Annotated in this window: 16 protein-coding genes; 5 read left to right on the top strand and 11 right to left on the bottom strand. The window is 37.2% G+C overall.

The genetic code is table 11. The annotated features are described in order from the left end of the window. Window positions 1-71 precede the first annotated feature (71 nt). Window positions 72-521 carry an NUDIX hydrolase gene (locus A194_RS0110700; RefSeq protein ID WP_017186842.1) on the bottom strand — a complete coding sequence of 150 codons (450 nt, stop codon included), beginning with the start codon at window positions 519-521 and terminating at the stop codon, window positions 72-74. Window positions 522-626: 105 nt separating this feature from the next. Continuing rightward, complete coding sequence (locus A194_RS0110695; protein ID WP_017186841.1) at window positions 627-1223, bottom strand: hypothetical protein; 597 nt, start codon at window positions 1221-1223, stop codon at window positions 627-629. A gap of 268 nt (window positions 1224-1491) precedes the next feature. Between A194_RS0110695 and A194_RS0110685 the strand changes: the two genes are divergently transcribed. Then, window positions 1492-1794 carry a hypothetical protein gene (locus tag A194_RS0110685; RefSeq protein WP_017186839.1) on the top strand — a complete coding sequence of 101 codons (303 nt, stop codon included), beginning with the start codon at window positions 1492-1494 and terminating at the stop codon, window positions 1792-1794. A 23-nt stretch (window positions 1795-1817) separates the two neighbouring features. Beyond that, window positions 1818-2012: a hypothetical protein gene (locus tag A194_RS0110680; protein ID WP_017186838.1), complete on the top strand. Its 195-nt coding sequence runs from the start codon at window positions 1818-1820 to the stop codon at window positions 2010-2012. A 24-nt stretch (window positions 2013-2036) separates the two neighbouring features. On the opposite strand, the gene A194_RS0110675 is transcribed toward A194_RS0110680, so the two are convergent. The 3 genes from A194_RS0110675 to A194_RS21025 form a co-directional block, all read right to left on the bottom strand. After that, window positions 2037-2294: a hypothetical protein gene (locus A194_RS0110675; protein WP_017186837.1), complete on the bottom strand. Its 258-nt coding sequence runs from the start codon at window positions 2292-2294 to the stop codon at window positions 2037-2039. Between the two features lies 1 nt (window position 2295). After that, complete coding sequence (locus tag A194_RS20305) at window positions 2296-2472, bottom strand: hypothetical protein (RefSeq protein WP_157783053.1); 177 nt, start codon at window positions 2470-2472, stop codon at window positions 2296-2298. A 309-nt stretch (window positions 2473-2781) separates the two neighbouring features. Beyond that, window positions 2782-2907 (bottom strand): hypothetical protein, encoded by a 126-nt coding sequence (locus A194_RS21025; protein ID WP_017186834.1) that lies wholly within the window; start codon window positions 2905-2907, stop codon window positions 2782-2784. Window positions 2908-3136: 229 nt separating this feature from the next. Between A194_RS21025 and A194_RS0110655 the strand changes: the two genes are divergently transcribed. After that, window positions 3137-3790 carry a BMQ_0737 family morphogenetic spore coat protein gene (locus A194_RS0110655; RefSeq protein ID WP_017186833.1) on the top strand — a complete coding sequence of 218 codons (654 nt, stop codon included), beginning with the start codon at window positions 3137-3139 and terminating at the stop codon, window positions 3788-3790. A gap of 51 nt (window positions 3791-3841) precedes the next feature. Here A194_RS0110655 and A194_RS0110650 read toward each other — a convergent pair whose 3' ends face one another. Then, window positions 3842-4564, bottom strand: a complete 723-nt coding sequence (locus A194_RS0110650; protein WP_017186832.1) for a sulfotransferase family 2 domain-containing protein — start codon at window positions 4562-4564, stop codon at window positions 3842-3844. A gap of 182 nt (window positions 4565-4746) precedes the next feature. Between A194_RS0110650 and cysC the strand changes: the two genes are divergently transcribed. Together cysC and sat are read left to right on the top strand one after the other, a co-directional pair. Then, window positions 4747-5349 carry an adenylyl-sulfate kinase gene (gene cysC / locus A194_RS0110645; RefSeq protein ID WP_017186831.1) on the top strand — a complete coding sequence of 201 codons (603 nt, stop codon included), beginning with the start codon at window positions 4747-4749 and terminating at the stop codon, window positions 5347-5349. After that, a complete protein-coding gene (gene sat / locus A194_RS0110640) occupies window positions 5346-6476 on the top strand; it encodes a sulfate adenylyltransferase (RefSeq protein WP_017186830.1) in 1131 nt (376 codons plus the stop codon). The genes cysC and sat overlap by 4 nt, the downstream gene beginning before the upstream one ends. 186 nt (window positions 6477-6662) lie before the next feature. On the opposite strand, the gene A194_RS21385 is transcribed toward sat, so the two are convergent. The 5 genes from A194_RS21385 to A194_RS0110615 form a co-directional block, all read right to left on the bottom strand. Further along, window positions 6663-6872 (bottom strand): GNAT family N-acetyltransferase, encoded by a 210-nt coding sequence (locus A194_RS21385; RefSeq protein WP_423734748.1) that lies wholly within the window; start codon window positions 6870-6872, stop codon window positions 6663-6665. A gap of 270 nt (window positions 6873-7142) precedes the next feature. Then, window positions 7143-8174 carry a UDP-2,4-diacetamido-2,4,6-trideoxy-beta-L-altropyranose hydrolase gene (gene pseG, locus A194_RS0110630; RefSeq protein WP_029425184.1) on the bottom strand — a complete coding sequence of 344 codons (1032 nt, stop codon included), beginning with the start codon at window positions 8172-8174 and terminating at the stop codon, window positions 7143-7145. Between the two features lie 5 nt (window positions 8175-8179). Continuing rightward, window positions 8180-8908 (bottom strand): cytidylyltransferase domain-containing protein, encoded by a 729-nt coding sequence (locus A194_RS0110625; protein ID WP_017186828.1) that lies wholly within the window; start codon window positions 8906-8908, stop codon window positions 8180-8182. Further along, window positions 8905-10107 carry a UDP-4-amino-4,6-dideoxy-N-acetyl-beta-L-altrosamine transaminase gene (pseC, locus tag A194_RS0110620; protein WP_017186827.1) on the bottom strand — a complete coding sequence of 401 codons (1203 nt, stop codon included), beginning with the start codon at window positions 10105-10107 and terminating at the stop codon, window positions 8905-8907. The genes A194_RS0110625 and pseC overlap by 4 nt, the downstream gene beginning before the upstream one ends. Continuing rightward, on the bottom strand, window positions 10107-11008 hold a 902-nt coding region (locus A194_RS0110615), incomplete at its 5' end, for a dTDP-glucose 4,6-dehydratase (RefSeq protein ID WP_017186826.1). The genes pseC and A194_RS0110615, both read right to left, overlap by 1 nt.

Raw genomic sequence — 11008 nt, 5'->3', positions numbered from 1 at the left:
AAATACGATATCAGCTGTTGAAAAGCCTACTGTTGCTAATTGATTAATGAATAAGTTCATACGTCATCTCCCTATTTTGTTAAATAGTCTTTAATCATCATTCGATGGCTACCAACCATATGATCTGGCAATTGTTCTGGTGAAAAGAAATTAAATTGAATAGATTCTTCTGGGTCTACTTTAATGGCACCAGTATAATCATTGGAGTAATAAGAAATGGTCACAACATAAAATTCATCACCATTCTCTGCTTTGATGTACTGATCCGGACCTGAATAAACATTAATCAGGTTTAGTGTACCAACTTCTAAACTTGTTTCTTCTTTTAATTCTCTTCTTGCAACATCTTCAGTCGATTCACCTAGCTCCATTAATCCACCCGGAAGCCCCCATACACCATGTGGAAATTTCCTTTGCTGAAGCAATAACTTTCCATCATTATTTTCAAGCAAAATGACAGCACCAACAAATATTAATGGTCGGTTTCCTACTAGTTCTCTTAGTTCTTTTATGTATCCCACCAACAAACGCCTCTTTTTTATTAATTATAAGAATATTTTACCAGAAATAGATAATCCCGCAAATTAAAAAACTTCCACCAATTCATAGTGGAAGTTCTCATTAAACTATTCAAACTCAATTAAGTTTTCTTCTGAAAAATCGTCTTGGTCAACAAATGGATCACCAAATGCTAACATGCCATAGTTCGTCACAAAGCCAACACTTCCAACTGCATAAACTTGTTCAGTTTCAGGGTTCCAATATGTATTAAATGACAGCATGTCCAACTCACCTTCAGCCGTCGTGAACTCACCATCAATACTCATGCCACGAATAGGTCCTTCTTCACCTTCTATTTGATAAACTTGGACATCGTCGAAATCTATTTCAAATATAAAGTCGTTCGTTTGAAAATAGGCATGTCCTTCGCCTATTAATATATGTGGATTCCCTTCTTCACGTCGAACTTCTGTCAGAATTACTTCTATAGCACCATACTGACCTGCAAAATCGTAGTCTACTTTATCTTCTAAAGCTTGTGCATACACATCATCTTCCTCAGAGAACTGTTGAACTAACTCTTCGTTTAGTTCAGCGTAAAATGCCCAACCTGTTTCATCTACGTACATAGAATCATCAGTCATCCATGCGTTTACCGCCATGACACTGCCACCAATTAAGAGAAATGCTGTTACTATGATGATTAACGACCTTTTAACCATGGTTTATAACTCCTTCATCAATCTACTGAACTAGTAATCTGAATGCAAATAAGCTTAAAATAAATGCAGCAGCAACTAAGGCAATGACGAGTACTTTATACTCTCGCTTCACTGTCCCACCTCACTTAAAGTTGAATCAAGTTACCATCACTATACCATTACTATTTAATCAAAATCAAAGGTAAGCCGAAATACCTGTAGATTAGTTTCTCATAAGTTGTTATAATATCAGAAAAGTGTGTCAATTATCAATGAAAGGGGCTCATCAATGGCTGATGACTTTTGTGCTGAAATGCTTTTTAAAGGTTTGACACCAACGAAAACTGTATATGAGACACACCATGTTTTAGCCTACTACAAACAACAACAACCAAGTATTCAAATCATTACTTTTGTTAAAACACCTTCAAGGTCACTTCACGACTCACCTATTATGCCAGAAATACTTGGCGTTATTAAAATCATTACCTCTAAAGTTATTCGTGAGCACGGAGATTGCCGTGTTACGACTCACCTGACTCATTCACATAATTCAAAACATCTTTATTGGCTCATTACAAGCAAACAATAAACAAGGGGATAGGAGTGATCGAAATGAACAAACAAACGGTTATGTTTTATTTACTTTCTATTGCTATATTCTTCATTCTTTTTAAAGCTTATGAGTATATTTTTAATACGTTTTTTATTTGGAATGCGCTCTCTAGCCTAACGTCGATTTTTATTATTATTATCGTTTTTATACCGACTTCGATGATTCTAGCTTTAAAACTTACTGACAATCTATAGAAGAGTTAAATGATCAAATATAATTTATTTTGATCTACCTTTCAGCCATTTAGTCATATAGACTCCTATGCTTGGGATCATGATATATAAGCCAAGTTGGAAGACCATTAGCCATGATAGCAATAATCCAATTGACATTAGGATCATACCTAATGCTAGAATTAGCGTAACAATCGCATTCATTGGTCGTAATAAACTTGGCTTTCTTCTTATAATTGAATGAAGTAATAAACCTATCGCAACCCCTACTAGGAAAAGTAAAACATACAAAGGCCAATCCATATTAAATACACCTCTCCTCTTCTTCCGCCACACCCCTTATGCAATGATTACGAACTTCAATGTTGGCAATCGTCCACTCGTCTCCTCCTAAAACCATAACAACTTTATAATCCCGGCCACCCATAGCATCGTCTTTAAAGCCATAACTTAACACATAACTTACTACTTCTTTCGTCACTAACAGGCTCAACGCTGTGTCATTTCTCGAATATCATGCCCTAAGTAATCGTGTTCTGTTTGTTCGGATAACCATTGAATTAACAACTGTCCAGGTGTGTTAGATGTATTATCATCTTCAAAATCTTGTTCATATGCGATCCACTCTGTTTTTCCTGAATCATAGCCTAGCTCATCAGCTGCTTTTCGATTTGGCTATTTTCTCATGTTTATCTGCTTTTTCTTCTGTTTGTTCATTTTCACTTAATTGTTGTACCATTTCTTCCAACTGATCTTCTAACTCATTAATCTGTTCCGTCTTTTCCTGTAGTTATTGTTCTAAGACATCCATTCCTGTAGATTCTTCCTCTATTTCATCATGTTGTGATGTTTGTTCTTCACCATTTGCGCAACCAACCATAAATATAATTAAGACTAGAAGTAGAAATTTTACCATGATTGACCTCCAATTTTCTTTTATTGTAACAAACCTTCAGTCTAAATATGTATTTATACTGTTATTAGAGTGTTATAGAAAATATGTAAACTGTGCTATTAACTCTATTATTTTTTGATAGTGTGATGACCCATTTATTGAAAAATGAGCGTTAGCATTAGTCACAATTTACTCTTAAACATATGCTACGTATGAAAGGTAATTTAATAATTACGGAGGTGTCCTATCAATGCATGAAAAAGGTTTAACTGGAGGCCAAGAGCTTCTATGTATTAATACTGAAAAAGTTTACGACTGGATTATTAATGAAGCAACTTTTGATCTAAACGTTGTAGACGAAGACCTACCTAACGACTTAGACTGTGATGACATCGATTTAGATGAGGTTACTTGTACTGTTGAACCAACAGAAGAAGATCCAATTGAGATTATCAACCGTGAGGATCGTACTTTTGTCATCGACGGTGCTGAGATCGAACTACAAGTTGTTACAATCCGTAAAAACTTTGTTGTTACAATCAATTTACCAACAGACAACGGTGATGAAGAAGTCGACCTTGAGTTCTCTCGTAGTGAACAAGTCGTTCTTTGTGCACCAGTAGGTACAGAAATTGAAGTAACGTACACAGAACTTGACTGTTTCGTTGTTTCATTTGACTGTGAGCCTGGTGACACTGAATTAGACGATACATTTGACGCTGTCATCTCTGTTCGTCTATGCCAAAGCATTCAAGCTGTATTCCCAGTAACACTTGAGTTAGTAGCTGACTTCTGCCAACCAAGAGATCAGTTACCAGTACAGCCTTGCCCGATTCCAACTCGTCCTGAACAATGCCCAGTATTATTCCCTACAGCTAATAACGATCACCATGGCAAGTATTAGTAGTCAAAAAACACCTCAAAAGTGAGCAATCACTTTTGAGGTGTTTTTATATTAAGCCATACGTTGTTGTAACCAATGGTTCAATTCATACCGTTCTTGCTCTTTTAACTGATTAAGCTTTTCTTTCAGTATTTTTTTTGCATCTGTATATAATGCCATATCATGTTGATTATAAGTCTCAATAGTTTGAATTATATTAGGATCTATTTCTGTTAACTTTGGCCTTCCTTTAGTGCTGTTCCTCCGTTGAATGCTTGAAAAATCCCATCCATACATCTTTTGCATTACATAAAGCGATTCAAGGTACAGATCCATAATACCAACAAAAGCAAAATGTCTTCTCATGTTACGTTTTGCTCGTTTTACTGCATCTGGGTCTCCGCCTGCTAAATAACGGGTTGATAAATTAACGGTGCGATAACGGATATTACGAATATCTGATTTGCTTTTATATCGCTTATTTTCTACCGTGTTATCTTGCATTTCTCCTAAAAAATCTTCTAAAGACATACTGTTTACTACTTTATTTAAAGGGTCTCTTTTATATTGTTTAATGTAATAATAGGTCGATATTACTCGATCAACAGGATGGCGTAGCATGGTTAAATAAGTAGCTCGCTCATTCAACTTTTCAAAATATCGATTGTGCCAAATGTGTATAAGCTCATCTTGCTTTTCAAACAAACCCCACATCGTCTTGCCACCCGTCTTCGGAATATGAATATAAATAACCGGATTCTTTTCATTTACCGGTATTTGATCAAACTGTATCATTTCTACTCCCCTCTCTTAAACGTCTCTAGTTTAATATAGTCATTTCAATTGAAGTGGTATAGACAAAAGTAAGACTATAGTAAAAAACAGGCATATCATCTAGTAGTGCCTCATGTAATAACCTACAACAAAACTATTAACGTACATATAATAACAGTATCGATAAAAAGTGAGGGATTGAAATGAATAACAACCTTAACTGGCAACAACATGCTATTAAGCCTATTGATCGTGAACGTTTAATGGGGCATAAAAGTTTAGTTATTTGGTTAACGGGTTTATCCGCTTCGGGTAAATCTACAATTGGTAATTCTGTAGAAAAACAACTATATCAAAAAGGAATTCACTCTTACTTACTTGACGGCGATGATATTAGACAGGGACTTAACCAGGACCTTGGATTTTCAGAACATGACCGTTCTGAAAACATTAGACGCATAGCTGAAGTGGCAAACACGTTACGTCAATCTGGTCTTGTAACGATTGTTAGCACAATTTCTCCTTTTAAAAACAACCGCGAACTTGCCCGTGACATTATTTCTGAACAATATTTCCATGAAGTTTATGTCAGTTGTGCTTTAAAGGTTTGTGAACAAAGGGATCCTAAAGGACTTTATTATAAGGCGCGTTCTGGTCAAATCCCTCAATTCACAGGTGTTAACCAACCTTATGAAACTCCTCATAACCCTAATTTAACTTTACCTACTGACACATTAAGCATAGAACAAGCAAGTCTTACATTAGTTCACTATATCGTTTCAAAAGTTAAGGAGGCTCGAACATGACCATTTCACCACATGGCGGAATGTTAATTCAACTAACAGAAGACGCGGCGCATCATAACTTTGACCACTCAATTTCTGTAGATGAAACGGCAGCATCAGACTTAGAGTTAATCGCAACTGGTGCTTACAGTCCTTTAACAGGTTTTATGACTCAAGAAGACTATGAGACAGTAGTTCATGAGATGCGTCTTGCGAATGGACTCATTTGGTCAATTCCAATTACACTACCTGTATCAAAACGAATTAGTGAACCTGTAAAAGTTGGTGATTTTATTGAGCTTAATTTTAATAGCCAATCAATTGGCACATTAAAAGTTACCGACAAATTCGAACCAGATTTATACGAAGAAGCTAAACTCGTTTATCAAACAACCAACCATAAACACCCTGGTGTTAAGAAGTTGTTGACTCGGGGTGATGTTTATTTAGCAGGACCAATAACGCTTTTTAAAAACCAAAAGCAGTCCCACCCATTTCAGAAATATTATTTCACGCCGAAAGATACAAGGAAACTTTTCCTTCAAAACGGTTGGAAGACGATTGTCGGCTTTCAAACACGTAATCCAGTCCATCGTGCACACGAATATATTCAAAAGTGTGCCTTAGAAACTGTTGATGGTTTGTTTCTTCATCCTTTAGTCGGTCAAACAAAGAATGATGACCTACCAGCTGATGTACGAATGAAAAGTTATGAAGTGTTGCTCGATTGTTACTATCCGAAAGATCGTGTAACTCTCGGTGTTTTCCCGGCATCTATGCGCTATGCAGGCCCTCGGGAAGCCATTTTCCATGCGTTAATTAGACGTAATTATGGGTGTACACATTTTATCGTCGGTAGAGATCACGCTGGTGTAGGGAACTATTATGGAACTTATGATGCTCAAACTATTTTTTCACACTTTACTTTAGAGGAGATTGGCATTAAACCGTTATTTTTTGAGCATGCCTTTTACTGTCAACGCTGTGAGTCCATTACTACGAAGAAAACCTGTCCACACGAATCATCTAACCATCTTCATCTATCAGGCACTAAAGTTAGAGAAATGTTAAAAAGCGGGGTTAAACCTCCGCCTGAATTTAGCCGACCAGAAGTGATTAATACGTTAATTAACGGACTATCTGAATAAATTCTAACAATTTGGTGTTCTCACTTCTAACATCTTGTTTAGCAATCGAACACTATGAATATTGTTTTAAATTTAACTTCGCCTCCTAAAGACTAAGAGGCGAAGTTGTTTTTGAATGCTTATTTCATCCCTCTAATAACTTTGAGCGGACTTTTTGCCAGTTTTCTTGAAATAATGCCATTGGAATCACGTCCATTGGCACCCATTTTTCATAATGTGTTCCTTAAACCGCCCTTCTTCTTTAAACCCTAGCTTTTCGTGAAAATATAAACTACGCCTGTTTTCTTCAATAACTTCAGCACACACTTTTCTAATCTGTTGATCTTTAAAAATATAATCGAGCGCCAAAAGACCCAAAACTGTTCCTGTACCTTTTGGAGCATTCGATTCTCCGATATAAAAGCTCCAGTAGCATCTTTTAAAAGTTTGATGTATATGAGTAAACTGTACGAGCCTAGTGGGTGGTCTTCTTTAAATAGTATTTTGACTATTATTTGATCATTCGTCATAACTTCTTGATACCACTGCTCGTGTTCACTTTTAGTAATAAGTCGGTTCGTATACATCATGTTGCGAATATGCGTTTGATTACGCCACGTTAAGACTTGATCTAAATGTGAATCCGATAAATTTTGTAAATAAAATGAACTCAAATCTATTTTAATCTTAATCTCCTCCCAAGATCCATTTCGTAATGTCCTCGAGATGGTTCTTCTCTGGAAATAATGAAAAAGCATTTTCACTCATGCGATGTAACGACTCAGGATTTTGAATAAAATTTTCTATAGCTTGAGCAATCGTTGAAATAGTTACCATCTTACTTGCACCTAAAGATTGGATGATTCCTAATGATTCAGCTCCTTGAATGACACCTGTTTGATTACTGGCTGTTTCTATGACAATGGCAGGTAAACCGAGAAAAGCACGCTCATATGTCGATGTTCCTCCTGCGCCAATGGCAAAGTCTGCTGCTTGCATTAAATCAGCCATATAATGAATAGCAATATGGCAAGTCGCGTTCATATATTGATCACACCACGCTTCGATCTGTTTTTGCTGTGGATGGTTATGACCAATCACAACGTCGACATCGATCGACTGCTTCACTTGGTCAACCGCTTGTAATACTTTAAGCGTCTCTCCAGTTGGATCAGTTCCACCCATTGATACTAAAAGATGAAGCGCCCCTTTACGAACTTTTGATTGTTTCCTAGCTTCGTAAAATTCAGGGCGTAATAGTAGAAACTTAGTTCCTAACAATTTAATCGCATCTTGAGGAATGAGTGACTCATATTCATAATGATGACTTGAGTCAATCTGGTAATCTAGTAATAAATCACAGTCATGTTCGCGGTTGGCTAGATCGTCGATGACCATAATCTTCTTTGTAAAAGGGCGCACTTCTCTTTCCCACTTCGTATCAATACTGTAATGATCAATGATGATCCAATCAATTGTTTCGTTTCTTAATAATGCTTTAGTCGCTCTTGCATCTTCTAGCCAATGATAAGTTGGGGTAATAGATTCACAACGAAATCCACGCGCTTTGATCGTTTCAATTAAATGACCTCTTAGTCTACTACAAATAAATGTTACAGTTGCCCCTTGCTTTTCTAGTTGTTGTGCTAGCGTTAAACAACGCATGACATGGCCTGAACCAATCAGTCTTGATGCATCGGTTCTAATTACAATGTTCATATTCATCAATCCTTTTTTTGTTCAACATGGCTATTAATTAAAATCCAATCGGGGTGAGCTTGTAACAGTTGAATGATGTCGGTTAGCTTAAAGGGACCGTTTTGTCGTCGTATTGCTTTTATGATCTTCTCAACTAACTGGAAGTCTTCGATCGTATCGACAGTTAAACGTAGGTCACTATAATCTTGTTCAGCTAAGTATTGTCCAATGTTGTATTTGTTTTCAAGATTAGTCATATACGTTGTGACATGCTCGCGCTCTCGTTTTAGTGTCGCGTTTTGTTCAGCTTCTTTTAGTAACTCATACGTAAAGACTTCAGTGTCCATACCCCGAGGAAAGGTTCGTTTAATCGTATTCGATACATAATCATACGCACGATTAGTTAAAAAATGCCCAATAACCGAATCGACAACTGTCGAGTCGATTAATGGACAATCTGATGTTAAACGAACGACAACATCAGCGTTAAACTTTTTCGCTGTTTCTTCATAGCGATTTAACACGTCAGTTTCTGATCCTCTTTCATACTGCACACCGTGTGATTTACAAAATTCTACAATTGCATCATCACGGTTCGAGGTTGTTGTAGCGATGACGAGTTGATCAATTAATTGGGAGTGTTTTAGCTGACAGATTTGATAAGCTAGTAATGGCTTATCTAAAACAGGCTTCAACACTTTACCAGGTAATCTCGTTGATCCCATCCGTGCTTGAATAATGGCCACTATTTTCATGTCACACCACCTACTTCGTAATATTTCAATACTTTGTTCACTGCCAAAATAACGTCATTAACATCTTGATCAGTCATACTAGGAAAAAGTGGCAAAGTGATAAAAGATTGATAGAGTCGTTCTGCGTTTGGACATATCCCTTTCTCGTAACCTAACTGTTGGTAATACGGCTGCCAATACACAGGGATGTAATGGACGTTAACCCCGATATTTTCCTGTTGTAACGCTTCAAAAATAGTCCTCCGATCAGTCGTTAATTGTTGCTTATTTAATTGAATGACATACAGATGCCAGCTTGACTTCACTTCTGGTGAAATATATGGTGTGGTCATTGTGGGTAAGGATTGAAATGCTGTATTGTAGCGTCGAGCGATTGTTTGACGTCGTTCAATAAACTGATCTAACCGTTTTAATTGGCTTAACCCGAGTGCTGCTTGCATGTCTGTTAACCGATAATTGTAGCCTAACTCATGCATTTCGTAATACCATGGCCCCTCGTCTTTTATTAACTGTGTTCGATCACGTGTTACACCATGCGTTCGAAAGCGAAGAAGTTTTTCATAATACTGTTGGTTGTTAGTGGTAATGATGCCGCCTTCACCAGTTGTCATTTGTTTTACTGGGTGAAAACTAAACATCGTCATGTCACTAATCGCACCGACTGACTGGCCATAGGCTTTTGCTCCAATCGCATGAGCTGCATCTTCTATTAACGTTAAATCGTATTTATTAGCTAATTTTTGTAGTGCTTCATAATCACACGGTTGGCCGGCAAAATCGACTGCTATAACCGCTTTCGTTTGTTCGGTAATTAACCCTTCAACTGATTGCGAGTCGAGATTAAATGTTTGAAGGTCGACATCGGCAAATTTCACTTTTGCCTCTTGATATAAAGCAGCATTTGAACTCGCGACAAACGTTAACGGTGACGTAATGACTTCATCATCCGCTTCAATTCCTGCTGCAAAACATGCCGCATGTAACGCAGCTGTCCCGTTTGAAAATGAAACGGCATAGTTCGCACCAACATAACGAGCGACCTCCCTCTCAAACTGTTCGATCAACGGACCAGTCGTTAAAAAGTCACTTTTCAATACGTTTGTCACTGCTTTAAGATCATCTTCATTAATCGATTGGCGCCCATAAGGTAAATAGTCTTCCCTTACAGGCTTCCCACCGTGAATAGCTAAAGGTTTCATTACCCTTCACCTAATTCATTGGTCGAGCGGATCCAATCTTCTGTTCGTTTGATTCCTTCTCGTAATGAAACTAAAGGCTCCCAACCGAGCAATGATTTTGCTAAATCATAATTACACGTTAACTTTTGAATTTCACTTTGAGGATGGATGTGTTCGACGTGTTCAATCGGCGTCTCATCTTTTGCAATCATTTTAGCTAATTCGTTGATCGTGACGTCTTTCCCAAGACCAGCGTTTAGAATCTTACCATCTACACGATCAGAAAATCCTGAAGCGACGACAAAATTTGCACAATCTTCTACATACAATAAATCACGCGTTTGTATTCCATCACCGTAAATTTGTAGTGATTTTCCTGCTAAATGATTGTGAATAAAAATCGCTACAACACCACCTTCTCCACCTGTTTTTTGAAAAGGTCCATACGTATTAAATGGTCTTAAGACGACTGTTGGAAGACCGTAAGCATGGTAATAAGATAGCACCATGTTTTCAGCGGCAATCTTTGCACCAGCATAAGGTGAAGCTGGTTTTACAGGATCTGTTTCTTTTATTCCATCTTCAGAATGAGCGCGATCATAGACCATACATGTACTCATAAACACGACTTTGACCCGGTCTTTCAAACATCTTTCTAAAATATGAAAAGTTCCTACTGTATCATTCATAAACGTCGTCTTCGGATCATCGATACTATCTTGAACGTTAATACTCGCTGCTAAGTGATAGCAAATATCGAATTGAATAGATGAAAACAAACGGTCCAGTTGCTGTTCGTCTTTAATATCACCTTGAATAAACCCCATAAATTGCGGGTTTGTTGTAAATTCTTTAATATTTTCAAATTGCCCATTGGATAGGTCATCATAGACCCAAACATGATGACCTTCATCAAGTAACT

It is taken from the genome of Alkalibacillus haloalkaliphilus C5 (genome assembly GCF_000269905.1).
GTDB classification, from domain to species: domain Bacteria; phylum Bacillota; class Bacilli; order Bacillales; family Alkalibacillaceae; genus Alkalibacillus; species Alkalibacillus haloalkaliphilus_A.
The sequence above is the reverse complement of the archived record's forward strand: the minus strand, read 5'-3'. Positions and strand labels throughout refer to the sequence as shown.